Source organism: Streptomyces sp. JK94 (genome assembly GCF_053613315.1).
Genome location: NZ_JBSICH010000024.1, coordinates 160,024 through 185,808, shown reverse-complemented (window position 1 = coordinate 185,808; position 25,785 = coordinate 160,024). Strand labels below are relative to the sequence as shown.

Here is a 25,785-nt window from a genome sequence, read left to right as displayed (position 1 = left end):
TTCGCTGCCGCGATCGCTGTGGACCACGCAGCCCGGCTCCAGGCCGCCGCGGCCGTGGGCCATGTTGAGAGCGTCGACGACGAGCTCGGCGCGGTGGTGGTCGGCCATGGCGTAGCCGACGACCTCGCGGGTGGCCAGGTCCAGCCAGCAGGCGAGGTAGAGCCAGCCTTCGGCGGTGGGCAGGTAGGTGATGTCGCCGACCAGCTTGATGCCGGGCCGCTCGGCGTGGAATTCGCGGCCGATCAGGTCCGGGGCCGGCGTCGCCTTCTTGTCGGGCTGGGTCAGCGAACGCCGTCTGCGCCGGGTGACACCACGGATGTCGCGCTCACGCATCACACGGGCGATGCGCTTGCGGTTCACCTGCCGTCCCAGGCGGCGTAGTTCGGCGTGGATGCGCGGGACACCGTAGGTGTGGCGGGAGGCGATGTGCACCACGGTGATCTCGTGCGCGAGCGCATCGTCGGCGGCTTGCCGGGCACGGCGGGCCGCCTCGCCCTCCCACCATGCGTAGTAGGAGGAGCGGGCGACTTTCAGCACCCGGCACAGCAGGACGATCGGGTACGTAGCCTTCTCCGCATGGATCAACCGGTACAGCTCGCTCACCGGTCGTTCTCCTTCACGAAGAAGGCCGTCGCTTTTTTCAGGATCTCGATCGTCTGCTGCTGTTCGCGGACCTCCTTGCGCAGCCGCTTGAGCTCCTCGCGCTCGGCACTGGTCAGCTCACCGGACTCGCCCTCGCCCCGGTCGGCCTTGGCCTTGCGGTACCAGCCGCGCAGGGACTCCGAGCTGATGCCGAGTTCCCGGGCGACGGCGGTGACCGTCTTGCCCGAGGAGTCGACGAGCGCGATCGCGTCCCGCTTGAACTCCTCGGTGTACCGCTGCGTGTACTTGCTTCCCACCTGGTGCTACTTCCTCTGGAACCTCAAGATCCCAGTCTCCAGGTGTCCACGATCAAGGGGAAGCTTCACGCCCGGCTCTCCCCTTTCGTCCGGCACCACGTCAACGTGCTGGGCCGGTACTCCTTCCAGCTCCCCGACCCGCCCGGCGGGCTGCGGCCCCTGCGCGACAAGCACGCTGCCGACGACGACTAGTTGTGCGGTCCCGTGACGTTGCTTTTTCGCTGTCAGGCTCGGCGGGCATAGGACGTGAGGCGATCGGCGAGTGCGGTGACGAGGTCGCGCAGTTCCTCGGGGCGCTCGATGACGAACGGCCGGTCGAGTGAGGCGAGTACCGGAGGCAACCAGTCGAGCTGCTGCGCCCGCAGCTCGACGCGCAGCCAGCGCTCGGCCGCCCGTTCCCGGTCGGCCGCGGCCTCGTGCTCCTCCAGGCTCGCGACGCTGGCGGGCAGGCGGGCGCGGATCTGCTCGACTGTCCCGTGGATCCGCAAGATCACCTCATGCCGGTACTCGGCCGCGGCGAATCCTGACAGCACGCGCTGTTCAGGGCTGGGTCCCACGGGCGCTTCGAATGAGCCGGGCAGAGTCCGCGCGTCCGTGATGCGATCGAGCCGGAAGGTTCGGTCCTCACCGACTTGGGCGTCCTTGCCCGTCACGTACCACCGGCCCGCATGGGCGACGATCCCGTACGCGTGGAGCGTGCGTTCGCTGCGGCGTCCATCGCGGTCGGTGTAGCGGATCGAGACCGGTCGGCGGTGGCGCACCGCATCGGCGGTGGTGAGCAGGATCCCGGCGTCCGGGGTGTCGAACTCGCCGGGCTGATCCGTGAAGGCGAGAGCTTCCAGGAGGGTGTCGAGCCGGTGGGCGATGTGCTGGGGCAGCACCCGCCGGATCTTCGCCGATGCCGTCTCGCTTGCCGTACGCTCCGCCGTCGTCAGCCCCGCCCGACGGCCGGCCACCAGACCGAGCAGCACGGCCAGCGCCTCGTCGTCGCTGAGCATGAGCGGAGGCAGACGGTACCCGGGAGCCAACCGGTACCCGCCATAGCGGCCGCGCACCGACTCCACCGGCACGTCCAGGTCGATCAGCTGGTCCACATACCGCCGCACGGTGCGCCCTTCGACGCCGAGCCGGTCAGCCAGCTCGGCCACCGTTCGGGTTCCGCCGGACTGCAGCAGTTCCAGCAGAGTCAGCACGCGGGCGGTTGGACGAGACATGTTCGCAGCCTAAGGGAAATACAGGACCGATTCTGTCCACTATTTCACCTAGTCTGCGACGTGCACGACTTCAGCACAGCCAAGGAGATGGCCATGGACTTCGTCTCGATCCGCATCATCACCAGCGACGTAGCGCGCCTCGTCGAGTTCTACGAGCGGGCCACAGGGGCGCGGGCGACGTGGGCGAACGACGACTTCGCCGAACTCAAGACCGCGAGCGCGACCCTCGCAATCGCCAGCACCCGCACCGTCCCGCTGTTCGCCCCTGACTCTGCCCGCCCGGCGGACAACCACAGCGTGATCACCGAGTTCCTCGTTGACGACGTGGACCGCGTCCACCAGAACCTGACCGGCTTCGTCACCGAATTCGTCGCCGGACCCACCACGATGCCCTGGGGCAACCGGTCACTGCTCTTCCGCGACCCCGACGGCAACCTCGTCAACTTCTTCACCCCCGTCACCCCGGAGGCCATCGCGAAGTTCGCACGCTGAGGCCACACACAGCCCTGGGTGCGGCCCTGGAGCAGGGAGTCCGGCCACCTGGCGCGCATCACCTGGAGCCGGTCCAGGTCCGGCACTTCGGCCCGCAGTTCATCGGTCCACTACCAGGTGAGGGCCTGCCCGTTGACCTACAGCCCCGCCCCGGCCCCCGACGGCGAACAGCACGCCGCCGCACGGGGCGGGGATCACCATCGCGCCGACCGGCTCGGCGACCTTGCCCTGGCGCACCAGCACCGAGGTGGTGGCCTGCGCCTTGGCCCGGGCGTCCTTGTTCAGCGCCGGCATCGGATCGGGTCCGCGCGGCGGGGCGAGCGTCATCACGGCCTCTTCGGGCGCCCGGACAGCCGGACGTGCCCAGCAGTCAGGTCAGCGGCGTGCGTCGCCGGGTGCGAGGAGGCTGGTCGGCTCGGAGATCGCCTCGTGGGAGGGCTTGAAGTAGCGGCGGACGTTCTCCGGCTTCTTGTGCCGTGACTTCGCCATCAGCATCAGCATCAGCAGAGAGGCCTCCTGAACACCGAGTTCGGTCAGTCCGGAGTGGCGGTACTCGCGCAGGTCCCAGCCGGTTCCCGGCCCGCGTACGGCGGTGTGCTCATCGAGGAGGGCGCGGGCCTGGCCGTAGGAGAGGCGGGCCGGGCCAGTGTCCGGGCACACATCGCGCGGGCTGACGACCTTCCCCGGGCCGGGGCGGCGGTGGGTGACGAACACCGGGCCCCGGGTGCAGCCCTTGAGCAGCCGGGGCAGGAGCCGGGCGGTGCCCATCGGCGATGGGCAGCGGCGAGGCGAGGGCCCGCAGCACCACGTGCCGGGCCAGTTCGCCCTTGGTGGCGAACTCCCGCTCGTCGGGGACCCTTGCGGTGCGGCAGCGTTCCCGGTCCTCGGTCCAGGATTTCGCGAGGTAGAGCTCGCGGTCGACCAGGGCCCGGCCACGGGCGGAGGCGTAGGCGGCGAAGACGCCGATCTGACAGTTCTCGGTCCGACCGGCGGTTCCGGAGTACTGGCGCTGGACCCCGGCTGAGGTGGTGCCCTTCTTGATGAACCCGGTGTCGTCGATGATCAGGACGCCGCCGGCCTCGCCGAGCTTGTCTGCGACGTATGCCTGCAGGTCGTCGCGGATGTCATCGGGTTCCCACTTCGATCCGGCGAGGAGGTGCTGCAGGCCGTCGGGCGTGGGGTGGCCGGCCTGTTCGGCCAGCTGCCAGCTGTTCTTGCGGGCCACCGGGGCGAGCAGCCCGCGTACGTGGTCACGCATGCGGCGGCGGAGCTCGACTCGGCCGAAGCGGTGCCCGATGGCCAGGAAGAGGTCGTCCAGTTCGAGGTCCCATTGCGCGGCGTCATACTCGGTGATCACCCTCGGAGGCTGCCCCGCCGCTGTCACTACCTGCGGCGTTGTCGCACGATCGAGGCGCGGTCTCCGTGAGACCGCCCCCGCACGATCGAAGTCCCGCTACACTCCAGCCGCCCAGCGAAACCCGCAGGTCAGACAGCAAAGTCCTGCTGGAGTACTGGGTCCGAGTCGTGATCGACGCCCATGAGATGGGCCGCGAGAGCAGTACGCCCGAGGTCGTGCGCGTGCGCGGACGTGGTGACTTCCCGGGACACAGCCGTCATCCAAACGGTGCCGCTCCTGCGCTGCACCTCCCAAACCGGAGTCGGACTACCGACGTCTGTCCTGGCTGGGCCGTGACGGCCCTCACCCTTGCTCCTCGGAGGCCTCCCCGCTACGTTTGTTATTGTTCAACCACTAACAGAGGAGCATTCATGAGCGTCAACCCGACCCGCGAACTCACCCCCGCACAGCACGCCCTGGCAGAGCACCTTCGGCTGGTGTCGTCCGGCCAGATCGACGAGTGGATCGAGCTGTACGCCGCGGACGGCACGGTCGAGTTCCCCTTCGCCCCCGCCGGTGTGCCTACCCGGGTGCAGGGACGCGAGGCGCTGATCGCCCACATGCGCGGCTTCCCGCAGACCTTCGACGTGAAGTTCGTCGACGTGAAGTTCATCGAGACGGCCAACCCCCGGACCGCGGTCGCCGAATACCGCTCGGAGGGAATCGCCCTCAGCACCGGCAAGCCGTACGAGCAGACAGTCATCACGGTGATCCGCCTCGACGAGGCGGGCCTGGTCGAGCAGTTCGTCGACTACTGGAACCCTCTCGTGGTCATCGAGGCCATGACCCCCGACGAGGCGGCCAGCGGCCAAGACGTGTCGTGGCCCTCGGAGCGTTGATCCCGGTTCGACGGGGTGAGACGGGTCACCCACCCGTCTTGCCCCGTCGCACCCTGTCCCACTCCGCAGTGAGAGACTGGGAGACATGCCCGCCCCTGGCTCCAGAGTGAAGAGCGATCAACGCCGTCGAGTCGTGCTGGACGCCGCCGTGGCCTGCTTTGCGCGCAAGGGTTACTACGGCACGACCACTGGTGAGATCGCCGAACGGGCCGAAATCTCCCAGCCCTACGTCTACCGCCTGTTCGCCAGCAAGGAGGCGTTGTTCGCCGGTGCCATCCTCCACGTGTCCGAGCTGATCTCGGATGCTCTGACCGGCGCCGAAGCCGGCGCCGATGAGGCCGGGCCGCACCGGCAGCCGGAGGCGGTGATGCGTGCGATCCGGTCCGCCTACAGCACCCTGATCGAGGACCGGGACGTCATGCGGTTCCTCATGCAGGCCAGTTGCGCAGCCGATGAGCCGCTCGTGGCTGAGGCGTTGCGCACGTGCTATGCCAGGCAGGTCGAACTCGTCAGTGAGCTCCTGAACCACGACGACGCTGCGGTCCGGCACTGGTTCGGCGCCGGTATGCTCGAAAATGTCACGCTGGCCCTCGGCCTGGCCGACGTCGACGAGCCCTGGGCGCGGACCCTCAGCGGACAACGGTCTCGTTCGGACGGCGGTAGCTTCGCCCACCGGGAGTCGCCGTAGCTTCCGCCGAAAAACAGGCGGCTATGTAGGCGGCCGGCCAGGCCGTCCCACTTCCTTGGACGATCCGCCGACAAATCCGCTGGGCAGATCACGAAACCGCACTGGAGTACCAGGCGTACCCCTGCGCAACCTCATGGTCGAGACGGGTGTCATTGCTGCCGAGGAGTGGCCAGAAGGCGAGCGGTCGGCGGACTCGCAGCAGGAATCACACTGACCGTGGCGACCGCCGACGGCATCGCGCCCACACGACCTCCGGGGGGTGCTGGCCGAGATCGTCGCCCGGTTCGCCCCGCTGGTCGTCGTCACGGTCCCGGGCGAGAGCGGGGGCCCTCGGAGCCCAGCCGCCGCTACATCGGACGACAGGCGCAGCCAGATCCGGACGAACACGCGCGGCCGGCCGAGGGCTGAGGCGACGAACACAGGACGGGAGCCCCCGCGGGGCCCCTTCGTCGTTTCCGGGCCACCCCGGCCGGATCGAAGCCCGCACGCACCACAGTGCGCCGAAAGGTCGCTGACGCTTCGGGCGAGCATTGAGCGAGCAGATGATCTTGGGGCCTCTCGGAGGAGCCCTCACTCGACGAGGTTTACGGCTCCACCGCAGGTGAAAACGTTCCTGCGCCAAGAGGCTGTGGTGGGGCGGGTGGGACTCGAACCCACGGCCGACGGATTATGAGTCCGCTGCTCTAACCGGCTGAGCTACCGCCCCATAGCGGCGTGTCGCGTACACGTGTGCGCGCCGTCTGCCGCAGCATAGCCGCTCATACGATCTCCTGCCTCGGACGGTCGGCTGCCGCGACGCCTTCACGACCTTGAGGACTCCGCAGCGTGCCGCGCGGTTCCCGGACATGAAAAAGGACCCCGAAGGGGCCCTCGTTCACCTGCTCCCCCGACTGGACTCGAACCAGTAACCTGCCGGTTAACAGCCGGCTGCTCTGCCAATTGAGCTACGGAGGACCGAGCTCCCCGGACTGGACTCGAACCAGTAACCTGCCGGTTAACAGCCGGCTGCTCTGCCAATTGAGCTACCGAGGAAGGTCTCGTATCGCATCGAACGCGTCTGCCTGGGTATTCGCCAGGGGGCGCGCGCTCGCTGCGACACATACATTAGCGCAAGCAGGGGGGTGCTCCGCCAATCGGTACTCCCCGGCGCCTCGGAGCCAGTCACAAGGGAAGGGTGGCCGCCATGCGTTACCGGCTCACGTTCGTCGTCGGACTCACGGTGGGATACGTGCTGGGCACGAAGGCCGGACGGGACCGCTACGAGCAGTTGCGGAAGTCCGCCCGTCGGGTCGCACAGAACCCCGCCGTGCGCAACACCGCGGAGTCGGCGGCCCAGCAGGGCAGGCACTTCGCCGACAAGGCGTACCACGTGGTGAGCGACAAGGTCGGGGACCGGATGCCCGACTCGGTGGCCCAGCGGGTCCGCTCCCTGCGTGAACGCAACTCGAACGGCAGTGGCGCGGACGACTGGGGCACCAGCAACACCTGAGGCGCGGTGCCCCCGCCGGCCCCCGTGCCCCCACCGGGTACGGACACCTCCCCCGGTGCGGCAGAATTTCGGGCATGGGGATAGTCGCCGGGTTGGACAGTTCGCCCGATTTCACTCGTATCGTCGTCTGCGATTCGGACACGGGAGCCGTGCTGCGGCAGGGCTACGCCCCGCATCCGGTGGAGGGCCCCGAGGGCGGGGGCCGTCCCGCAGACGTCGATCCGCAGGCCTGGCTGCTGTCGCTCGGAGAGGCGGCCGGCGGCGGGCTGCTCGAAGGCGTGCAGGCCATCGGTGTCTCCGCGCAGGCGAACTCGGTCGTGCCGCTGGACGCGCAGGGCAACACCGTGCGCCCGGCCATGGTGGGCGGCGACAAGCGCTCCCAGGTGGCGGCGGCCGACCTGATCGACGCGCTCGGCGGGCGTGAGGCGTGGGCGCAGGCCGTCGGCTCGGTGCCGCAGGCCGCGCAACCGGTGACCAAACTGCGCTGGCTGGCCCGGACCGAACCCGAGGCCGCCGCCCGTACCGCCGTACTGCTGCAGGCCCACGACTGGCTGGTGTGGCAGCTGCTCGGCCGGCCGGCCGGGCGGACCACCGACCGGGGCGAGGCCTCCGGCACCGGGTACTGGTCGGCGGCGACCGGCGGCTACCGGCCGGACCTCGTCGAGCTGGCCCTCGGCCACCGGGCGATGCTGCCGGAGGTGATCGGCCCCGCCGACGCGGCCGGTACGACGCCGGAGGGGCTGCTGATCTCCGCCGGGACCGGCGAGACACAGGCCGCCGCCTTCGGGCTCGGGATCGGGCTGGGCGACGCGGTGGTGTCGCTGGGCGCGTCCGGGTCCGTGATGGCCGTGCACACCGAGCCCCTCGTCGACCAGTCCGGGATGATCACCGCCCTGGCCGACGCCACCGGCATGCACCTGCCGGTCGTCACCACCCTGAACGCCGTACGGACCCTGCGCGGCGCCGCCGAACTGCTCGGCGTGCCGGATCTGGAGAGCCTGTCCGAGCTGGCGATGAAGTCGACGCCGGGCTCCCACGGTCTGGTGCTCCTGCCGTATCTGGAGGGCGAGCGCACACCGCACCTGCCGCACACCGCCGGCACGCTCTCCGGACTGCGGCGCGAGTCGATGAGGCCGGAGCACCTGGCGCGGGCCGCGTTCGAGGGCATGCTGTGCGGTCTCGCCGACGCCCTGGACGTGCTGCGCGGCCGGGGCGTTGACGTACGCCGGGTCTTCCTGCTGGGCGCGGCGGCCGAGCTGCCGGCCGTGCAGGCCGCGGCGCCCGCCCTGTTCGGGACGCAGGTCGTCGTACCGCAGCCGGCGGACTACGCCGCGATCGGCTCCGCCCGGCAGGCGGCGTGGGCGCTGGGCGCGTCCCGGGGCACGCTGGACCCGCGCACCCCGCCCGTCTGGCAGGGCGCGGTGGCGCAGGTGCTGGAGCCGGGTGAGGAGCTGGCGGTGGGGCAGGCCGTGCGGCAGCAGTTCGTATCGGTGCGGGAGCAGACGCACCCGGGCGCGCTGCGCGCGTGAGGAGCGCCGCACCGCGCGAAGAGCCCCGCACCGCCCTCGCGAAGCTTCGCGGCGCCCTCCGGGAGCTTCGGGCCGTCCGGGCGGCCGGAAGTACCGCGCCATCGGGTTAATCGGTTGGGGTAACGCGGGTGGAGTGGTCGACGATAGGGGCCAGGGGCAACCATTCGCCCCTGTCGCCGACTCCGAGAGACCCAGCGTGCTCATACGACTCCTGCGGACCTGTCTCAGGCCCTACCAGAAACCCATCGCCCTGCTGGTGGCGCTGCAGTTCCTGCAAACCTGCGCCTCCCTCTACCTGCCGACCCTGAACGCGGACATCATCGACGAGGGGGTCGTGAAGGGGGACTCCGGCTACATCCTGAGCTACGGCGCCCTGATGATCGGCGTCTCGCTGGCCCAGGTCGTGTGCAACGTCGGTGCCGTCTTCTACGGGGCCCGCACCGCCGCGGCGCTCGGCCGGGACGTGCGGGGCGCGGTCTTCGACCGGGTGCAGTCCTTCTCGGCGCGCGAGGTCGGCACCTTCGGCGCGCCCTCGCTGATCACCCGGACGACGAACGACGTGCAGCAGGTCCAGATGCTGGTCCTGATGACGTTCACGCTGATGGTGTCGGCGCCCATCATGTGCGTCGGCGGCATCGTGATGGCGCTCGGCCTGGACGTGCCGCTGTCCGGCGTGCTGGTGGCGGTGGTGCCCGTGCTGACGGTCTGCGTCACGCTGATCGTGCGGCGGCTGCGCCCGCTGTTCCGGGCCATGCAGGAGCGCCTCGACACGGTGAACCGGGTGCTGCGGGAGCAGATCACCGGCAACCGCGTCATCCGCGCCTTCGTGCGCGACGCCTACGAGCAGCAGCGCTTCCGGAAGGCCAACACGGATCTCACGGAGGTGGCGCTGGGCACCGGCAACCTGCTCGCGCTGATGTTCCCGGTGGTCATGACGGTGGTGAACCTGTCGTCGATCGCGGTGGTGTGGTTCGGTGCGCACCGGATCGAGAGCGGCGGGATGCAGATCGGCGACCTGACCGCGTTCCTCGCCTACCTCATGCAGATCGTCATGTCCGTGATGATGGCCACCTTCATGTTCATGATGGTGCCGCGCGCGGAGGTGTGCGCCGAGCGCATCCAGGAGGTGCTGGACACCGAGAGCAGCGTGGTCCCGCCGGTGGCGCCCGTCACGAAGCTGCGCCGGCACGGGCACCTGGAGATCCGGGGCGCCGGCTTCCGCTACCCCGGGGCCGAGGAACCGGTGCTCAGGGGCATCGAGCTGGTGGCCCGGCCGGGCGAGACGACCGCCGTCATCGGCTCGACCGGCAGCGGCAAGTCCACGCTGCTGGGGCTCGTCCCCCGGCTGTTCGACGCCACCGAGGGCGAGGTGCTGGTCGACGGGGTGGACGTGCGGACCGTCGACCCGAAGGTGCTGGCCAAGGTGGTGGGGCTGGTGCCGCAGAAGCCGTACCTCTTCGCGGGCACCGTCGCGACCAATCTGCGCTACGGCAATCCGGACGCCACGGACGAGGAGCTGTGGCACGCGCTGGAGGTGGCGCAGGCCGGGGCGTTCGTCTCCGCGCTGGAGGGCGGGCTGGACGCGCCGGTCTCGCAGGGCGGCACGAACGTGTCGGGCGGCCAGCGGCAGCGGCTCGCGATCGCGCGGACCCTGGTCCAGCGCCCGGAGATCTACCTCTTCGACGACTCCTTCTCCGCCCTCGACTACGCCACCGACGCGGCGCTGCGGGCCGAGCTGGGCCGGGAGACGGCCGGGGCGACCGTGGTGATCGTGGCGCAGCGGGTGGCGACCATCCGGGAGGCGGACCGGATCATCGTGCTGGACGAGGGGCGGGTGGTGGGCGCGGGCCGGCACCACGAGCTGATGGCGGACAACGAGACCTACCGGGAGATCGTGCTCTCCCAGCTGACGGAAGCGGAGGCGGCCTGATGGCAGGGCCTGGAGGGCGCATGATGGCCGGGGGCGGCCCCGACCAGCGTTCGATGGACTTCAAGGGGTCCGGCAAGCGGCTCGTCACGCGGTTCCGGCCGGAGCGGGTGACGCTCTGGGTGCTGCTGGCCTGCCTGGTGGTGAGCGTCGGCCTCAGCGTGGCCGGGCCGAAGATCCTCGGCCGAGCCACCGACCTGGTCTTCGCGGGCATCGTGGGGCGGGACATGCCGTCCGGGGCCACGAAGGAGCAGGTGCTGGACGGCATGCGGGAGCGCGGTGACGACGACGTCGCCGACATGCTCCGCGGCACGGACTTCACACCGGGCCAGGGCATCGACTTCGCCGCCGTGGGCGAGGTGCTGCTGCTGGCGCTGGTGGTGTTCTCCGCGGCCGGGCTGCTGATGGCGGTGGCCACCCGGCTGGTGAACCGGGCGGTCAACCGCACGATGTTCCGGCTGCGCGAGGACGTGCAGACGAAGCTGTCCCGGCTGCCGCTGTCGTACTTCGACGAGCGCCGGCGCGGCGAGGTGCTCTCCCGGGCGACCAACGACATCGACAACGTCGGGCAGACGCTCCAGCAGTCGATGGGCCAGTTGATCAACTCGCTGCTGACCGTCATCGGCGTGCTGGCGATGATGTTCTACGTCTCCTGGCTCCTGGCGCTGGTGGCGCTGGTGACCGTGCCGCTGTCGTTCGTGGTGGCCACGCGCGTGGGCAAGCGGTCGCAGCCGCAGTTCGTGCAGCAGTGGCGGTCGACGGGGCAGCTCAACGCGCACATCGAGGAGATGTACACCGGGCACGCGCTGGTGAAGGTGTTCGGGCGCCAGGAGGAGTCGGCCGAGCAGTTCGCCGAGCAGAACGAGGCGCTCTACGAGGCCGGGTTCAAGGCGCAGTTCAACAGCGGGATCATGCAGCCGCTGATGATGTGCGTGTCCAACCTGAACTACGTGCTCGTCGCGGTGGTCGGCGGCCTGCGGGTCGCCTCGGGCTCGCTGTCCATCGGTGACGTGCAGGCCTTCATCCAGTACTCCCGGCAGTTCTCGATGCCGCTGACGCAGATCGCGTCGATGGCGAACCTGGTGCAGTCGGGCGTGGCGTCGGCGGAGCGGATCTTCGAGCTGCTGGACGCCGGGGAGCAGTCGGCGGACCCGGTCCCGGGCGCCCGGCCCGAGGAGCTGCGCGGGCGGGTGGAGCTGGAGCACGTGTCGTTCCGCTACGACCCGGAGAAGCCGCTGATCGAGGACCTGTCGCTGCGGGTGGAGCCCGGGCACACGGTCGCCATCGTCGGCCCGACGGGGGCCGGGAAGACGACCCTGGTGAATCTGCTGATGCGGTTCTACGAGGTCTCCGGCGGGCGGATCACCCTGGACGGCGTGGACATCGCGACGATGTCCCGGGACGAGCTGCGGGCCGGTATCGGCATGGTGCTCCAGGACACCTGGCTGTTCGGCGGCACGATCGCGGAGAACATCGCCTACGGGGCGTCGCGGGAGGTCACCCGCGGGGAGATCGAGGAGGCGGCGCGGGCCGCGCACGCCGACCGGTTCGTGCGGACGCTGCCCGACGGTTACGACACCGTCCTCGACGACGAGGGGGCGGGGGTCAGCGCCGGTGAGAAGCAGCTCGTCACCATCGCGCGGGCGTTCCTGTCCGATCCGGTGATCCTGGTCCTGGACGAGGCGACGTCGTCCGTGGACACCCGTACCGAGGTGTTGATCCAGAAGGCGATGGCCAAGCTGGCGCACGGGCGTACGTCCTTCGTGATCGCGCACCGGCTGTCGACGGTCCGGGACGCGGACACGATCCTGGTGATGGAGGACGGGGCGATCGTGGAGCAGGGGGCGCACGCCGACCTGCTCGCGGCGGACGGGGCGTACGCGCGGTTGTACCAGGCACAGTTCGCGCGGGCCGTGGCCGAGGTGGAGTAGCCGGCGCGGGGGCCGCCGTCGCGCGGCCCCCGTCTCATTCCAGATAGCCCCTCAGCTGGTCCGCGAAGGCGTGGTCGCGGAGCTTGTTGAGGGTCTTGGACTCGATCTGGCGTATCCGCTCGCGGGTCACGCCGAAGATGCGGCCGATCTCCTCCAGCGTGCGGGGGCGGCCGTCGACCAGGCCGTAGCGGAGCTGGACGACCTTGCGCTCGCGTTCGCCGAGGGTGGAGAGCACCGCCTCCAGGTGCCGGCGCAGCAGCAGGAACGCGGCCGACTCGACGGGGCTGGCGGCGTCGCCGTCCTCGATCAGGTCACCGAGGGCCACGTCGTCCTCCTCGCCGACCGGGGCGTGCAGGGAGACCGGCTCCTGGGCGAGGCGCAGCACCTCGCCGACCCGCTCCGGCGCCAGGTCCAGGTGGGCGGCGACCTCCTGCGGGGTCGGCTCGTAGCCGCGTTCCTGGAGCATGCGGCGCTGGACGCGGACGACCCGGTTGATCAGTTCCACGACGTGCACGGGGACGCGTATGGTGCGCGCCTGGTCTGCGAGGGCGCGGGACATGGCCTGGCGGATCCACCAGGTGGCGTACGTGGAGAACTTGTAGCCGCGCGCGTAGTCGAACTTCTCCACGGCGCGGATCAGCCCCAGGTTCCCCTCCTGGACCAGGTCGAGCATGGTCAGTCCGCGCCCGACGTACCGCTTGGCGACCGACACCACGAGCCGCAGGTTCGCCTCGATCAGGCGGCGCTTGGCGACGCGGCCCATGACGACGAGCCGGTCGAGGTCCAGGGCGAGCCGGTCGTCCAGGTCCAGGTCGGTGGCGAGCCGCAGCTTCTCCTCGGCGAACAGTCCGGCCTCCACGCGCCGGGCGAGGTCGACCTCCTCGGCCGCGGTGAGCAGCGGGATCCGGCCGATCTCCCGCAGGTACTGGCGGAACAGGTCGGAGGAGGGCCCACCGCTCTCGGTACGGGTGGGCGAGGGCGGCCCGGGGGTGTCGGCGGGCTCGGGGGCGTCGGCGGGCTCGGGGGCTCCGGCCGGCCCGGGGTCGCGGACGTGGGCGAGGGCGTCGGCGGGGTCGGGGGTGTCGGCGGCTCCGAGGGCGTCGGCGGGGTCGTCGGGGTGGGCGGTCGCCGCGGGCGGGTCGTCCGGCCCGCGGCCGGGGTCGGGCACGGCACGGTGCTGCGGGGGCATCTCGACGAGGACGCCGTTCTCCGCTTCCGGCTCCGCGCCGTCGGTACTGGCGTCGGTCTGGGTGAGGGTCCGGGTCTGCACGGGGGCGACCTCCAGGATGGACGCGGTCGGCGGGGGCCGGCGGCGGTACTTCGGGGGGCGGAGCCGGCGCGCTCGCCGCCGTCCGCCCCGTACGCGTGGAACGGAACCGCGAGGATCGGGGGACCCGACGGGACGGGCCGGCCGCGCTCCGGGGACTCGGGCACCGCCCCCAGTGTGGGGTACGACACATCACCGCCACGAGGGGCGTGCGGTGACTTTTTGCGTCCGGGCCGTGACCCGGAGGTCACCCGCGCCGGGGCCCGGGCGCCGTGCCGCACCCGGCCGCGGAGCGTTCCCCGGGTGTCCGCGCGGGATGCCGCCGAGACCGGTGGCGCGCGGGCGCCGGCCGGCCGTGGCTCAGAGGGCGGCGGCGCCGTGTTCCCGCAGGGTCTGGTCGTACTGCTGGAGGACCCACAGCTCGTTCTGCACGGCGGCCACTTCGGCGGGGTCGCCGTGGCCGGTCAGGCGGGTGAGGCGGCCGGTGATGTCGCGGATGCGGCGCTCGACGGCGCGGCGGCGGACGGTGACCAGCTGGGCGCCCGCGTAGACCTCGTCGACGCCCTTCACTCCCCGGTGCAGCATGATCGCCTCGACCGCCAGCTCGGTGACCATGGCGCGGACGGTGTCGTCGGGGGCGGCCTCGCGGACCCGGACCAGGTAGTCCTGCGGGTCCTGGACGCCGAACTCGGCGCCGCCCGCCGCCTGGATCGCCTCGCGCACGGCGGCGTAGGGCGGGGCGGTGAACTCGTCCACGCCGTACGCGTCGAAGGCCGGGGAGACCAGCTCGGGGCGCTGGAGGGCGAGCTTGAGCAGCTCGCGTTCGGTGGCGAAGACCGGGTTGCGCAGGTTCAGTGCCGGGCCGCGGGGGGCCGGACGGGTGGGGGCGGCGTACTGCTGCGGGTCGCCGCCGCGCTGCTGCCGGTCGGGGCCGGGGCCCTTGCCGCCCCGGTCGCGGGCCCACCGGGCCAGCTGCGCGATCCGCTTCACCACGAACTGGGTGTCGAGGATGCCGAGCATGCCGGCGAGCTGCACGGCGACCTCGTGCTGGGCGCCGCTGTTCTTGATGCGGGCGACGACCGGGGCGGCCTCGTCCAGGGCCGCCGCGCGGCCGGCCGGGGTGTCCAGGTCGTAGCGGCCGACGATCTGGCGCAGCGCGAACTCGAAGAGCGGGGTGCGCGGTTCGACCAGGTCGGCGACCGCGTCGTCACCCTTGGCCAGGCGCAGGTCGCAGGGGTCCATGCCGTCGGGGGCGATGGCGATGTAGGTCTCGGCGGCGAACTTCTGGTCGTCCTCGAAGGCGCGCAGGGCCGCCTTCTGGCCGGCCGCGTCGCCGTCGAAGGTGAAGATCACGCGGGCCGAGCCGTTGTCCATCAGCAGCCGGCGCAGGATCTTGATGTGGTCGCCGCCGAAGGCGGTGCCGCAGGTGGCGATCGCCGTGGTGACGCCGGCGAGGTGACACGCCATGACGTCCGTGTAGCCCTCGACGACCACCGCGCGGGAGGCCTTCGCGATGTCCTTCTTCGCGAGGTCGATGCCGTACAGGACCTGCGACTTCCGGTAGATCGCCGTGTCCGGGGTGTTCAGGTACTTCGGGCCGTTGTCCGCCTCGTGGAGCTTGCGGGCGCCGAAACCGACGACGTCGCCGCCGATGTCGCGGATGGGCCACATCAGCCGTCCCCGGAAGCGGTCGATGGGGCCGCGGCGGCCCTCCTGGGCGAGGCCGGACAGGAGCAGCTCCTTGTCGCTGAAGCCCTTGCCGCGCAGGAAGCGGGTGAGGTGGTCCCAGCCCTGGGGGCTGTAGCCGACGCCGAAGTGCTGGGCGGCGGCCTGGTCGAAGCCGCGCTCGGCGAGGAAGGTGCGGCCGGTGTCGGCCTCGGGGCTGGTCGCGAGCTGCTCGGCGTACCACTGCGCGGCGATCTTGTGGGCCTCGACCAGGCGGATGCGCTCGCCGCGCTGGTGGCTCGGGTTGTACCCGCCCTCCTCGTAGCGCAGGGTGAGGCCGGCCTGGCCGGCCAGCCGCTCGACCGCCTCCGAGAAGGTGAGGTGGTCGATCTTCATCACGAACGTGATGGTGTCGCCGCCCTCCTGGCAGCCGAAGCAGTGGAAGAGCCCCTTGCTCGGGCTGACCTGGAAGGACGGGGACTTCTCGTCGTGGAACGGGCACAGCCCCTTCAGGTTGCCGCCGCCCGCGTTGCGCAGCTGGAGGTACTCCGAGACGACGGCGTCGATCGGGACCGCGTCCCGTACCGCCTTCACGTCCTCGTCGTTGATCCGTCCTGCCACGCCTGAAGTCTACGGCGGCGGTACGACAGCTACGCGACGAGGCTTTCGAGGGGGACGTGCGGGTCGGCCAGCGCCTCGGTGTCGACCCGGGCCCCGGAGCGGATCAGCTGCTGGACGGGTTCCGTGACGTCCCACACGTTCACGTTCATCCCGGCCAGCACCCGGTCCTCCTTCACCCAGAAGGCGATGAACTCGCGCTTCGCCGCGTCCCCGCGGATCACCACCTGGTCGTACGACCCCGCGGGCGCCCAGCCGGAGTACTCCATGCCCAGGTCGTACTGGTCGGTGAAGAAGTAGGGCACGCGGTCGTGGGCGAGGCCCTTGCCGAGCATCGCGCGGGCGGCTGCCGGGCCGCCGTTCAGGGCGTTGGCCCAGTGCTCCACGCGCAGGCCGGTGTCGAAGAGGGCGTGGTGGAAGGAGGCCACGTCGCCGGCCGCGTAGATGTCGGGGTCGGAGGTGCGCAGCTGCGCGTCGACCGCGATGCCGCCGCCGTGGGCCCGGTCGGCGATCTCCAGGCCTGCGGCCTGGGCGAGCGCGGTGCGCGGGGCGGCGCCGATCGCGGCGAGCACGTCGTGCGCGGGGTGCTCCTCGCCGTCGTCGGTACGGGCGGCCAGCACCACGCCGTCCTGGCCGATGATCTCGGTCAGTTCCACGCCGAAGCGGAAGCGGACGCCGTGCGCCTCGTGCAGTTCGGCGAAGACGGAACCCAGCTCGGGTCCGAGGACGCCGTGCAGCGGGGTCGGGCCGGGCTCGACGACGGTGACCTCCGCCCCGTACTCGCGGGCCGCCGCCGCGACCTCCAGGCCGATCCAGCCGGCGCCGGCGATCACGAGGTGGCCGTTGTCCCGGCCGAGGGAGGCGAGGACGCCCTTGAGGCGCTCGGCGTGGGCGAGGCGGCGCAGGTGGTGGACGCCCGCGAGGCCGGTGCCGGGGACGTCGAGGCGGCGGGGCTCGGCGCCGGTCGCGAGGAGCAGCTTGTCGTAGCCGACGCGGGTGCCGTCGTCGCCGTAGTGGACGGTTTTGGCGGCGGGGTCGATCCCGACGACGGTCTGGCCGAGGTGCAGCTCGATGTCGTGCCGCGCGTACCAGGCGGGCTCGTGGACGAAGACGCTGTCGCGCTCCTCCTTGCCGAGGAGGTAGCCCTTGGACAGCGGCGGACGTTCGTAGGGGTGGTCGCGCTCGTCGCAGATGAGGATCACCCGGCCGGTGAAGCCCTCCGTGCGGAGCGTCTCGGCCGCCTTCGCGCCGGCCAGGCCGCCTCCGACGATGACGAATGTCTGATCCGCGTCGACCACTTGTTTGCCTCCTCGTCAGGGTGCCGCCACATGCGAGCGTCCCGCACACGGCGTGGCGCGGGAAGGGGGAGTGACCCGATCAGGCCACGCAGGGGCCGTGTCCGGAGGTTTCCGGGCACGTGGGGTCACCACCCGTCCCGCCAGTGTCATGGATGCCCCGTCAGGCGGGCGTGAAGCGATCGGGCCGAGGCGTCGGTGAGGGAGGCGATCTGGTCGACGATCACCCGTTTGCGGGCCCGGTCGTCGCCGGCCCGGTCGAACAGGGCGCGGAACTGGGGGTCGAGGCCGTCGGGGGCGCGGGCGGTGAGCGCCTCGGCCAGCTCGGCGACGACGATCCGCTGGTCGGCGCGGAGCCGTTCCTGCTCGACGCGCTGCATGACGTAGCGGACGGCGACCGCCTTGAGCACGGCGCACTCCAGGCGGGTCTCGCGGGGGACGACCAGTTCGGCCGTGTACCGGGTGAGCCGGCCGCCGCCGTACGCGGCCCGGGTGGCGGTCTCGGCGGCGAGGCAGAAGCGGCCGATGAGCTGGCTGGTGGCGTCCTTCAGCCGGGCCTGGGCGGTGGCCGTGCCGTCGTAGCCGTGCGGCCACCAGTCCTGGGCGAGGAGGCGGTCTAGGGCGGCGGCGAGTTCGGCGTGGTCGGTGCCGGCGGGGACGTAGCGGCCGACGGCGGCCTCGAAGACCGCCTCGCGCTCGGGGTCGGCGAGCAGGCAGTTCGGGTCGATGTGGCCGGCGTGCAGGCCGTCCTCCACGTCGTGCACGGAGTACGCCACGTCGTCCGCCCAGTCCATGACCTGGGCCTCGAAGCAGGTGCGGACGCCGGGCGCGTCCTTGCGGAGCCATTCGAAGACGGGCCGGTCGTCGTCGTACACGCCGAACTTGGGTGAGCCGGGGTCGGTGGGGTGGGCGCCGCGGGGCCAGGGGTACTTGGTGGCGGCGTCCAGGGTGGCGCGGGTGAGGTTGAGGCCGACGGAGCCGTCCTCGGTGAAGCGCTTGGGTTCGATGCGGGTCAGGAGCCTCAGGGACTGGGCGTTGCCCTCGAAGCCGCCGCAGTCCTCCGCGAACGCGTTCAGCGCCTGTTCGCCGTTGTGGCCGAAGGGCGGGTGGCCCAGGTCGTGGGAGAGGCAGGCCGCCTCGACGAGGTCGGGGTCGCAGCCGAGGGCGGCGCCGAGTTCGCGGCCGACCTGGGCGCACTCCAGGGAGTGCGTGAGGCGGGTGCGGGGGCTGGCGTCCCAGACGGGGCTGCCCTCCCCCGGGGTGACGACCTGCGTCTTGCCGGCGAGGCGGCGCAGGGCCCCGGAGTGCAGGATGCGGGCGCGGTCGCGCTGGAAGGCGGTGCGGCCGGGGCGTTTGTCCGGCTCGGTGGCGTAGCGGGCGACGGACGTCGGGTCGTACGGGGGTGGGGGTGCGGTGCCTTCCATGTCATGAACAGTAAGGGGAAGGTGTGACAGACGGGGAGCCCGCCCGTCGGCGGGCCTCTCCGGCCTGTGGGGGGCCTGCGGGCCCACGGCTCATGCGGACCTGCGCGTCCGCGGGTTCCTCCGGCCCACGGGGACCTGCGGGGGGCCTACGGCTCATGCGGACCTGCGGCCCATGGGGCCCACGGCTCATGCGGACCCGCGCGTCCGCGGGTTCCTCCGGCCCACGGGGACCTGCGGGGGCCCTACGGCTCATGCGGACCTGCGGCCCATGGGGCCCACGGCTCATGCGGACCCGCGCGTCGGTGGGCTCCCGTTCCCGTGCCCGTCGTCTAGGCGGACGCCGCCGACCGGTGCGGGGAGGCGCCGGCGGTCTTCGCCGCCTCGTCGTAGCGGTGGAGCAGGAGCCGGGCCATCGCCGGGTGGGGGCCCAGGGGGGCCGAGGCGATCCAGGGCGCTGCCGCCGCGCACTCCGTCGCGAAGCGGCCCGGGGCCGTGAAGCAGGAGGCGACGGCCACCCGGCGGTGGCCCCGGGCCGTCAGGGCGCGGACGGCTTCCGGGACGGTCGGCGACGCCGCCGAGGCGTAGGCCGGTACGACCGGGACGCCCAGGCGGGCGGCGAGGAGGGCGGCGGTGCGGGCGGTGTCGGCCCGGGAGTCCGCGGCGCGGGAGCCCGCGGAGGCGAGGACGACGGCGTGGCCGGGCCCGGCGTGGGCGGGCCAGCCGGCCTCCAGGAGCCGGTCGTGCAGGGCGTCCGTCAGCAGGCGGTGCGGGCCGAGCGGCGCGGCCACGCGGGTGCGGGCCGGGGAGGCGGCGGCCGTCTCGGGGATGTCCCGCTGGACGTGGTAGCCGCGGCTGAGCAGCAGGGGCACGAGGACGGCCTCCCCGTCTCCGAGGCCGGCGAGCGTGTCGGGCAGCAGGGGCGCGTTCAGTTCGATGTGGCCGAGGCGCACCGGCAGGGCGGGGCGCAGGGCGCGGACCCGGTCGAGGAGGGCCCGTACGGTGCTCAGCGCGCGCGGGTCGCGGCTGCCGTGGGCGACGACGACCAGGGCGGGTGCGCCGCCGGTCGCCGCCGTACTCGTCGTGCCCGTCGCTGTCATCACCGTCATGCACCGATCGTGGCCGGGTGACGTTGCCTTCCCGTTGCGTGGGCGTCACGACAATTTTGCGTCGCCTCGCACGGGACCGCCCGCCGGGTGTGAGCGGCCGGTGAACCGGACGGCGCCCCGGCACGTCCCTCAGAACGGGGACCGACCGGGGAGAGGACCGACCGATGCGCCGCTGGAGACCCGGCAGACCGCGCCTGCCGCGCACCCGTACGGGGCAGCGGCGGCTGGTCCGGGCGGTGGTGGCCGGGTGCGTGCTGGCGCTGCTGCCGGCGACGTGGCTGCACGTGGTGACCGGGGACCGGCTGCGCACCGCGGCCGACGTGCCGCGCACCGAGGTGGCGGTCGTGTTCGGCGCCGGGCTGTGGGACGGTGAGCCGTCCCCGTACCTGGCGCACCGGCTGGACGCGGCGGCCGGGCTGTACCGCGCGGGCCGGATCAAGGTGGTCCTGGTCACCGGTGACAACAGTCGCGAGGAGTACGACGAACCGGACGCCATGCGCGCCTACCTCGTCCGGCACGGGGTGCCCGACGGGCGGATCGTCAGCGACTACGCGGGGTTCGACACCTGGGACTCCTGCGTCCGCGCGAAGAAGATCTTCGGCGTGGACCGGGCGGTCCTGATCAGTCAGGGCTTCCACATCCGGCGGTCGGTGGCGCTGTGCCGGGCGGCGGGCGTGGCGTCGTACGGCGTCGGGGTCGACGACGTGCACGACGCGACCTGGTACTACGGGGCCGCGCGGGAGATCCTCGCGGCGGGCAAGGCGGCGCTGGACGCGGTCTTCGAGCCGGATCCGCACTTCCTCGGGCCGCGGGAGCCGGGGGTGGCGCGAGCCCTGGCCGGCGCGGGGTGACGCGGTCCTCACCGCCGGCGGCCGGCGGCGGGGAGGTCGCCGTCCCGGCGGCGTAACAGAGCGCCGCCCGGTCGCGTAACACGGGCGTCGCACGCTGGGCGGCATGCAGAACACCGTCACGCCCACGCACTGCCCGTACTGCGCCCTGCAGTGCGGGATGAATCTGACGCCCGCCGCCGACGGGACCGTCGAGGTCACCGAGCGCGCCGACTTCCCGGTGAACCGGGGCGCGCTGTGCGGCAAGGGGCGTACGGCGCCGGCGGTGCTCGCCGCGAGCGCCCGGCTGACCTCGCCGCTGGTGCGGGACGGAGCCGGGGCGCTGGTGCCGGCCGGCTGGGACGAGGCGCTGGGGCGGATCGCCGGGAACCTGGCCCGCACGCGTGCGGAGCACGGCGCGGACGCGCTCGGCGTGTTCGGCGGGGGCGGGCTGACCAACGAGAAGGCGTACACGCTGGGCAAGTTCGCCCGGGTGGTGCTGGGCACCTCGCAGATCGACTACAACGGGCGGTTCTGCATGTCGTCGGCGGCGGCGGCCGGCGTGCGGGCGTTCGGGCTGGACCGGGGGCTGCCGTTCCCGCTGGAGGACATCCCGAGGACCGGGTGCGTGATCCTCGTCGGCTCGAACCCGGCGGAGACCATGCCGCCGTCCCTGCGGTACTTCACCGAGCTGCGCGAGAACGGCGGCACGCTGATCGTCGTCGACCCGCGCCGCACGAGGACCGCCGAGCAGGCCGACCTGCACCTGGCGCCGAGGCCGGGCACCGACCTGGCGCTGGCGCTCGGGATGCTGCACCTGGTGGTCGCCGAGGGGCGGGTGGACGAGGAGTACGTCGAGGCGCGCACGGCGGGCTGGGAGGACGCGCGGGCGGCGGCGATGGCGCACTGGCCGGAGTACGTGGAGCGGATCACGGGGGTGTCCGTTCCCGACCTGCGGGAGGCGGTACGGCTGTTCTGCGCGCCGGACGCCGCGATGGTGCTCACCGCGCGCGGGCCCGAGCAGCAGGCCAAGGGCACGGACACGGTGGGCGCGTGGATCAACCTGTGCCTGGCCACCGGGCGGGCCGGGCGGCCCCTGTCGGGGTACGGCTGCCTGACCGGGCAGGGCAACGGGCAGGGCGGGCGCGAACACGGGCAGAAGGCCGACCAGTTGCCCGGGTACCGCAAGCTGACGGACCCGGCGGCGCGGCGCCATGTGGCCGACGTGTGGGGGGTGGACCCGGACTCGCTGCCGGGACCGGGACGCAGCGCCTACGAGTTGCTGGACGCGCTGGGCACGGACATCAGGTCGCTGCTTCTGATGGGTTCCAATCCGGTGGTGTCGGCGCCCCGCGCGGCCCACATCGAGGGCCGGCTGCGGTCGCTGGACTTCCTGGCCGTGTGCGACGTGGTGCTCTCCGAGACGGCGGCGCTGGCGGACGTGGTCCTGCCGGTGACGCAGTGGGCGGAGGAGTCCGGGACCACGACCAGTCTGGAGGGCCGGGTGCTGCTGCGCCGGCGTGCGATCACCCCGCCGGAGGGGGTGCGCAGCGACCTGGAGGTGCTGCACGAGCTGGCCGGCCGGCTGGGCGTGGAGAAGGGCTTCCCGACCGAACCGGAGGAGGTCTTCGAGGAGCTGCGCCGGGCGAGCGCGGGCGGCCCGGCGGACTACTCCGGGATCAGCTACCGGCGGCTGGCGGAGGAGAACGGGGTCTTCTGGCCGTGCCCGGCGCCGGTGGAGACCGCCGGGGCGGACCGGCTGCCGCACCCGGGCACGCCCCGTCTCTTCCTCGACCGCTTCGCCACCGACGACGGCCGGGCCCGTTTCGTCCCCGTCTCGCACCGGCCGAGCGCCGAGGAGCCGGACGACGAGTACCCGGTGCTGCTGACCACGGGGCGGGTCGTGGCGCAGTACCAGTCCGGCGCGCAGACCCGGCGCGTGGACGAGCTGAACGCCGCCGCGCCCGGCCCGTTCGTGGAGCTGCATCCGCGGCTGGCGGCGCGGCTGGGCGCGGCCGAGGGCGACCCGGTGGCGGTCGTCTCGCGGCGGGGCCGGGCGGTGGCCCCGGCCCGCCTCACCACCGGCATCCGTCCGGACACCGTGTTCATGCCCTTCCACTGGCCGGGCGAGGGCCGCGCCAACACCCTGACCAACCCGGCGCTGGACCCGACCTCGCGGATGCCGGAGTTCAAGGTGTGCGCGGTGCGGGTCGAGGCGGTCGCGGCGGTCGAAGCAATCGCGGCGGTCGAGGCGGTCGAGGCGGCTCCGTAGCGGTCGTCGCACGGGCCGGGCACCGCCCTCGGCCGGCGCGCCCCGGAGCCGCGGTCACCCTGGAGGCGGCCGGGGGCCGCTACGACGCCGGGCGGGCCGCGGCGGGAACGCGGTGAACGCGGCGGCAGCGCGGCGGGGCCGCGGCGGGAGCACGGTGTTGCTTGAGGTCAAGCCGTGGCGGCGGACCCGTTCGGAGGCGCCGGTCACCCGTTCACACCCGCGTCCCGCGCCCTTCGGGATCTTTTCCGGAAGGCCCCCGTCCTACGCCGGTGACCTGCCGAAACGGCGTCCGGCGCGAGTCCGCGGGACCCGGGGGCGACACCCGTTCATCCCCTTCCCGGCGGGTTCTCGGGGAGCGGGCCGCGTCCGGTGCCACTTTCCTCGGTAGGGCAGGGGCCACCGAAGAGCTCAAAGGAGCACCGATGCGACGTACCGCCCGCCTGCTGACCGGTACCGCGCTCGCCGTCGCGGCCGTCGGCCTCGCCGCGCCGGCGCCCGCGCACGCCGGGGAGGCCGCCGCGACCGGTGGACTGGAGGTGTACCCGGCCTCCGTCGTGCCGGGCGAGCGGGCCACGGTGCACACGGTGGCGTGCGGCGCGGACGGTCCGGCGGCGGGCGACGCCAGCGCGGTCGGCGCCGGTGCGTTCCCGCTGGCCCCGGTCGCCGGCGAGACCGGGACGACCGGTCGCTTCGAGGTGCCGCCGAGCGCGCAGCCGGGGACGTACGAGATCGTCGCCACCTGTGGTGACGGCGGTCTCAGGGTGACGGGCGACCTGGTCGTCACCCTGACCTCGGCCCGTGAGCAGGTGTACCCCAGAGGAAGCGTGAAGACGGGGGTCGGTGGCGCTCTTGGCCCCGATCCCGTGCAGACCGCGGCCGGTGTGGCGGCTCTGGCCGTCGCCGCCGCGGGCGGTACCTGGCTCCTGCATCGCCGGGCGAGAGGCGACGGGATCTGACGGGCACCCTCCGCTGCCCGTCGGCCGGTACCGCACTTCCCCACCCCCTCCGGGTCCGACGCCCCTCGCGGCCCGGAGGGGGCAGGGGGCCTTGAGGGTCCGAGGGCCCTCAGGAGGAGAAGGAAATCGGGGACCCGAGGAACCGGGGGACCGAAGACCCGAAGACCCGGGAATACCGAGGACCCGAGGACTCGAGGACTCGAAGAACCGGGGGACCCGAGGCCCCGGGGAACCGAGGATCCCAGACCCCGAGACCCCGAGACCCCGAGGGAAGAGGCGACGTCATGCGCAGGGTCGGGAACACCGCGATAGCGGCCGTCACCGCGGTCTCCCTCTGCTCCGGCGCCTGGCTGCTCGTCGGCGGCGAGGGCGGGTCCCCGCCGCAGCCGTCGGCCGCGCAGGCCCGCACCGGTGCCGGACAGGCCGGACAGGCCCCCGCCGCACCGGCGCTGCCGCCCTCGCCGCCCGACCGCGTCCGGGTCCCGGCGATCGGCGTGGACGCCCCCCTGACCGGCCTGCGCCTGACACCGTCCGGCAGCCTCGACGTGCCGCCCGCCGAGAAGAAGAACCTCGCCGGCTGGTACGAGGCCGGCACCACCCCCGGCGAGAAGGGCACCGCGATCGTCGCCGGGCACGTCGACAACGCCGAGGGCCCCGCCGTCTTCTACCGGCTCGGCGCCCTCGAGAAGGGCGGCACGATCGAGGTCGACCGGCGCGACGGCGGGGTCGCGGTGTTCACCGTGGACGCGGTGGAGGTGTACGCCGCCGAGGACTTCCCCGACGAGAAGGTGTACGGCGCGGCGGACCGGCCCGAGCTGCGCGTCATCACGTGCGGCGGCGGCTACTCACGCGGTACCGGCTACCAGGGGAACGTGGTCGTCTTCGCCCACCTCACCGGCAGCCGGTGAGGGCTCCGGTGCGAGACGCCACCGCGCGTCGAGTACTCGCCGACCATCCTCGATCCTCGCGCCACAGGGGGCGGGCAACGCGACACCGCTGCGCACGGCCGGGGGACACGGGGCGTGGGAGCAGCGTTGGCCTGAGAGCCGAAGGCCTCCTGGCCGAGCGGTGCCTCGACAGCTCCATTCCACAACGTACGCCTAGCCCTGCCACTGCTCGTAGGCGAGGTTCGCCACCAGGGCGAAGACGACCGTCAGCAGGACGACGCGGACGAAGCCGCTGCCCTTCTTGAGGGCCGTGTGCGCGCCGAACATGCCCCCGGCCAGGTTGAAGAGGGCCATCGGGGCGGCCAGCTGCCACAGGACGGCGCCCTGCCAGGCGAAGGTGGCGAGGGCGCCCGCGTTGGTGCAGCAGTTGACGATCTTGGCGGTGGCGGAGGCGGTCACCAGGTCCAGGTGGAGCAGGGCGGTGAGCGCCAGGACGAGGAAGGTACCGGTGCCGGGGCCGATCAGGCCGTCGTAGAAGCCGATGCCGAGGCCCCCGAGGCCGATCGCGGCGATGATCCGGCGGCGGGTGGCCGGGCCGGTGGCGGGGGCGGTGCCGAAGGCGGGGCGCAGGATCACGAAGGCCGCCACCGCCAGCAGCACCACCATGATCACCGGCTTGAGCACCTCGGTGCTCATCCCGGCCGCGAGGAAGGCCCCGCCCGACGATCCGGCCAGCGCCGCCAGTCCGATGCGTACGGCGGTCCGGACGTCCACCGGGGCCTTGCGCGCGTAGGTCACCGCCGCGCCCGTGGTGCCGACGATGGCGACCGCCTTGTTGGTGCCCAGCGCGTGCGCGGCCGGTGTGCCGGCGGGCAGACCGAGCAGCAGGGCCGGCAGCAGCAGGAGTCCGCCGCCGCCGACCACGGCGTCGATCCAGCCGGCCGCGAGGGCCGCGAGACACAGCAGGACGACCGTGGTCAGCGATATGTCGGGCATGATCGCGACCCTAAGGACGGGATGGATGTGCGGTCCATCAAGATGAGTATCTTCTGAGGTTACCGGTC

22 protein-coding genes, 3 tRNA genes and 2 pseudogenes are annotated in these 25,785 nt (G+C 72.5%); 12 read left to right on the top strand and 15 right to left on the bottom strand.

The window, feature by feature from the left end:
- Positions 1-603, bottom strand: a 603-nt coding sequence (locus ACVV2G_RS21960; protein ID WP_453844448.1) for an IS3 family transposase, incomplete at its 3' end; no start/stop codon positions are given.
- Complete coding sequence (locus tag ACVV2G_RS21955) at positions 600-899, bottom strand: transposase (protein WP_453844447.1); 300 nt, start codon at positions 897-899, stop codon at positions 600-602. The genes ACVV2G_RS21960 and ACVV2G_RS21955, both read right to left, overlap by 4 nt.
- A 42-nt stretch (positions 900-941) precedes the next feature.
- On the opposite strand from ACVV2G_RS21955, the gene ACVV2G_RS21950 reads away from it, so the two are divergent.
- Positions 942-1,091 carry a hypothetical protein gene (locus tag ACVV2G_RS21950; RefSeq protein ID WP_453844456.1) on the top strand — a complete coding sequence of 50 codons (150 nt, stop codon included), beginning with the start codon at positions 942-944 and terminating at the stop codon, positions 1,089-1,091.
- A 32-nt stretch (positions 1,092-1,123) separates the two neighbouring features.
- On the opposite strand, the gene ACVV2G_RS21945 is transcribed toward ACVV2G_RS21950, so the two are convergent.
- A complete protein-coding gene (locus ACVV2G_RS21945) occupies positions 1,124-2,113 on the bottom strand; it encodes a helix-turn-helix transcriptional regulator (protein WP_453844446.1) in 990 nt (329 codons plus the stop codon).
- A 93-nt stretch (positions 2,114-2,206) separates the two neighbouring features.
- On the opposite strand from ACVV2G_RS21945, the gene ACVV2G_RS21940 reads away from it, so the two are divergent.
- Complete coding sequence (locus ACVV2G_RS21940) at positions 2,207-2,605, top strand: VOC family protein (RefSeq protein ID WP_453844445.1); 399 nt, start codon at positions 2,207-2,209, stop codon at positions 2,603-2,605.
- A gap of 99 nt (positions 2,606-2,704) precedes the next feature.
- On the opposite strand, the gene ACVV2G_RS21935 is transcribed toward ACVV2G_RS21940, so the two are convergent.
- From ACVV2G_RS21935 to ACVV2G_RS21925, 3 genes and pseudogenes are all read right to left on the bottom strand, one after another.
- On the bottom strand, positions 2,705-2,899 hold the full coding sequence (locus tag ACVV2G_RS21935) for a hypothetical protein (protein WP_453844444.1): 195 nt from the start codon (positions 2,897-2,899) through the stop codon (positions 2,705-2,707).
- Between the two features lie 81 nt (positions 2,900-2,980).
- A pseudogene (locus tag ACVV2G_RS21930) lies at positions 2,981-3,370 on the bottom strand (site-specific integrase); the annotation flags it as partial.
- 4 nt (positions 3,371-3,374) lie between these two features.
- Positions 3,375-3,962: pseudogene (locus ACVV2G_RS21925) on the bottom strand (IS701 family transposase); the annotation flags it as partial.
- Positions 3,963-4,372: 410 nt separating this feature from the next.
- Between ACVV2G_RS21925 and ACVV2G_RS21920 the strand changes: the two are divergent.
- Entirely contained in the window at positions 4,373-4,840 is a 468-nt protein-coding gene (locus tag ACVV2G_RS21920) for a nuclear transport factor 2 family protein (protein ID WP_453844443.1), read from the top strand.
- Positions 4,841-4,973: 133 nt separating this feature from the next.
- Positions 4,974-5,528 (top strand): TetR/AcrR family transcriptional regulator, encoded by a 555-nt coding sequence (locus tag ACVV2G_RS21915; protein ID WP_453844442.1) that lies wholly within the window; start codon positions 4,974-4,976, stop codon positions 5,526-5,528.
- 629 nt (positions 5,529-6,157) lie between these two features.
- Here the strand turns inward: ACVV2G_RS21915 and ACVV2G_RS21910 are convergent.
- The 3 genes from ACVV2G_RS21910 to ACVV2G_RS21900 all read right to left on the bottom strand — a co-directional run bounded on the left by ACVV2G_RS21910 (position 6,158) and on the right by ACVV2G_RS21900 (position 6,560).
- Positions 6,158-6,234: transfer RNA gene (locus ACVV2G_RS21910), tRNA-Ile, on the bottom strand.
- Between the two features lie 175 nt (positions 6,235-6,409).
- Positions 6,410-6,482: transfer RNA gene (locus ACVV2G_RS21905), tRNA-Asn, on the bottom strand.
- A gap of 5 nt (positions 6,483-6,487) precedes the next feature.
- Positions 6,488-6,560: transfer RNA gene (locus ACVV2G_RS21900), tRNA-Asn, on the bottom strand.
- 151 nt (positions 6,561-6,711) lie between these two features.
- Between ACVV2G_RS21900 and ACVV2G_RS21895 the strand changes: the two genes are divergently transcribed.
- The 4 genes from ACVV2G_RS21895 (at position 6,712) to ACVV2G_RS21880 (ending at position 12,404) form a co-directional block, all read left to right on the top strand.
- Complete coding sequence (locus tag ACVV2G_RS21895; protein ID WP_453844441.1) at positions 6,712-7,017, top strand: YtxH domain-containing protein; 306 nt, start codon at positions 6,712-6,714, stop codon at positions 7,015-7,017.
- Between the two features lie 74 nt (positions 7,018-7,091).
- Complete coding sequence (locus ACVV2G_RS21890) at positions 7,092-8,546, top strand: xylulokinase (RefSeq protein WP_453844440.1); 1,455 nt, start codon at positions 7,092-7,094, stop codon at positions 8,544-8,546.
- A gap of 196 nt (positions 8,547-8,742) precedes the next feature.
- The gene (locus ACVV2G_RS21885) at positions 8,743-10,476 is read left to right on the top strand and encodes an ABC transporter ATP-binding protein (protein ID WP_453844439.1); all 1,734 of its coding nucleotides are present in this window, start codon (positions 8,743-8,745) and stop codon (positions 10,474-10,476) included.
- Positions 10,476-12,404, top strand: coding sequence for an ABC transporter ATP-binding protein (locus ACVV2G_RS21880; protein ID WP_453844438.1), 1,929 nt, complete (start codon positions 10,476-10,478; stop codon positions 12,402-12,404). The genes ACVV2G_RS21885 and ACVV2G_RS21880 overlap by 1 nt, the downstream gene beginning before the upstream one ends.
- Positions 12,405-12,438: 34 nt before the next feature.
- Here the strand turns inward: ACVV2G_RS21880 and ACVV2G_RS21875 are convergent, their stop codons facing one another.
- The 5 genes from ACVV2G_RS21875 to ACVV2G_RS21855 all read right to left on the bottom strand — a co-directional run bounded on the left by ACVV2G_RS21875 (position 12,439) and on the right by ACVV2G_RS21855 (position 19,779).
- On the bottom strand, positions 12,439-13,674 hold the full coding sequence (locus tag ACVV2G_RS21875) for an RNA polymerase sigma factor (protein WP_453844437.1): 1,236 nt from the start codon (positions 13,672-13,674) through the stop codon (positions 12,439-12,441).
- Positions 13,675-14,031: 357 nt separating this feature from the next.
- On the bottom strand, positions 14,032-15,957 hold the full coding sequence (dnaG, locus tag ACVV2G_RS21870; RefSeq protein ID WP_453844436.1) for a DNA primase: 1,926 nt from the start codon (positions 15,955-15,957) through the stop codon (positions 14,032-14,034).
- A 29-nt stretch (positions 15,958-15,986) separates the two neighbouring features.
- A complete protein-coding gene (locus tag ACVV2G_RS21865) occupies positions 15,987-17,252 on the bottom strand; it encodes an NAD(P)/FAD-dependent oxidoreductase (protein WP_453844435.1) in 1,266 nt (421 codons plus the stop codon).
- Between the two features lie 146 nt (positions 17,253-17,398).
- Positions 17,399-18,673, bottom strand: coding sequence for a deoxyguanosinetriphosphate triphosphohydrolase (locus ACVV2G_RS21860; RefSeq protein WP_453844434.1), 1,275 nt, complete (start codon positions 18,671-18,673; stop codon positions 17,399-17,401).
- Between the two features lie 329 nt (positions 18,674-19,002).
- Positions 19,003-19,779: a sirohydrochlorin chelatase gene (locus tag ACVV2G_RS21855; RefSeq protein ID WP_453844433.1), complete on the bottom strand. Its 777-nt coding sequence runs from the start codon at positions 19,777-19,779 to the stop codon at positions 19,003-19,005.
- Between the two features lie 164 nt (positions 19,780-19,943).
- On the opposite strand from ACVV2G_RS21855, the gene ACVV2G_RS21850 reads away from it, so the two are divergent.
- The 4 genes from ACVV2G_RS21850 (at position 19,944) to ACVV2G_RS21835 (ending at position 24,742) form a co-directional block, all read left to right on the top strand.
- Complete coding sequence (locus ACVV2G_RS21850) at positions 19,944-20,630, top strand: SanA/YdcF family protein (RefSeq protein WP_453844432.1); 687 nt, start codon at positions 19,944-19,946, stop codon at positions 20,628-20,630.
- Between the two features lie 103 nt (positions 20,631-20,733).
- On the top strand, positions 20,734-22,878 hold the full coding sequence (locus tag ACVV2G_RS21845; RefSeq protein WP_453844431.1) for a molybdopterin oxidoreductase family protein: 2,145 nt from the start codon (positions 20,734-20,736) through the stop codon (positions 22,876-22,878).
- A 422-nt stretch (positions 22,879-23,300) separates the two neighbouring features.
- Positions 23,301-23,834: a hypothetical protein gene (locus ACVV2G_RS21840; protein ID WP_453844430.1), complete on the top strand. Its 534-nt coding sequence runs from the start codon at positions 23,301-23,303 to the stop codon at positions 23,832-23,834.
- A 284-nt stretch (positions 23,835-24,118) separates the two neighbouring features.
- On the top strand, positions 24,119-24,742 hold the full coding sequence (locus tag ACVV2G_RS21835; protein WP_453844429.1) for a class F sortase: 624 nt from the start codon (positions 24,119-24,121) through the stop codon (positions 24,740-24,742).
- A gap of 192 nt (positions 24,743-24,934) precedes the next feature.
- On the opposite strand, the gene ACVV2G_RS21830 is transcribed toward ACVV2G_RS21835, so the two are convergent.
- Positions 24,935-25,717, bottom strand: coding sequence for a sulfite exporter TauE/SafE family protein (locus ACVV2G_RS21830; RefSeq protein ID WP_453844428.1), 783 nt, complete (start codon positions 25,715-25,717; stop codon positions 24,935-24,937).
- Between the last annotated feature and the right edge of the window lie 68 nt (positions 25,718-25,785).

What these genes read in the sequence shown, in the direction of transcription:
- ACVV2G_RS21945 (WP_453844446.1), bottom strand. Translation starts at nt 2,113, where the DNA reads ATGTCTCGTCCAACCGCCCGCGTGCTGACTCTGCTGGAACTGCTGCAG.
- ACVV2G_RS21940 (WP_453844445.1), top strand. Translation starts at nt 2,207, where the DNA reads ATGGACTTCGTCTCGATCCGCATCATCACCAGCGACGTAGCGCGCCTC.
- ACVV2G_RS21935 (WP_453844444.1), bottom strand. Translation starts at nt 2,899, where the DNA reads ATGCCGGCGCTGAACAAGGACGCCCGGGCCAAGGCGCAGGCCACCACC.
- ACVV2G_RS21920 (WP_453844443.1), top strand. Translation starts at nt 4,373, where the DNA reads ATGAGCGTCAACCCGACCCGCGAACTCACCCCCGCACAGCACGCCCTG.
- ACVV2G_RS21895 (WP_453844441.1), top strand. Translation starts at nt 6,712, where the DNA reads ATGCGTTACCGGCTCACGTTCGTCGTCGGACTCACGGTGGGATACGTG.
- ACVV2G_RS21890 (WP_453844440.1), top strand. Translation starts at nt 7,092, where the DNA reads ATGGGGATAGTCGCCGGGTTGGACAGTTCGCCCGATTTCACTCGTATC.
- ACVV2G_RS21880 (WP_453844438.1), top strand. Translation starts at nt 10,476, where the DNA reads ATGGCAGGGCCTGGAGGGCGCATGATGGCCGGGGGCGGCCCCGACCAG.
- ACVV2G_RS21860 (WP_453844434.1), bottom strand. Translation starts at nt 18,673, where the DNA reads ATGGAAGGCACCGCACCCCCACCCCCGTACGACCCGACGTCCGTCGCC.
- ACVV2G_RS21855 (WP_453844433.1), bottom strand. Translation starts at nt 19,779, where the DNA reads ATGACGGTGATGACAGCGACGGGCACGACGAGTACGGCGGCGACCGGC.
- ACVV2G_RS21850 (WP_453844432.1), top strand. Translation starts at nt 19,944, where the DNA reads ATGCGCCGCTGGAGACCCGGCAGACCGCGCCTGCCGCGCACCCGTACG.
- ACVV2G_RS21845 (WP_453844431.1), top strand. Translation starts at nt 20,734, where the DNA reads ATGCAGAACACCGTCACGCCCACGCACTGCCCGTACTGCGCCCTGCAG.
- ACVV2G_RS21840 (WP_453844430.1), top strand. Translation starts at nt 23,301, where the DNA reads ATGCGACGTACCGCCCGCCTGCTGACCGGTACCGCGCTCGCCGTCGCG.
- ACVV2G_RS21835 (WP_453844429.1), top strand. Translation starts at nt 24,119, where the DNA reads ATGCGCAGGGTCGGGAACACCGCGATAGCGGCCGTCACCGCGGTCTCC.
- ACVV2G_RS21830 (WP_453844428.1), bottom strand. Translation starts at nt 25,717, where the DNA reads ATGCCCGACATATCGCTGACCACGGTCGTCCTGCTGTGTCTCGCGGCC.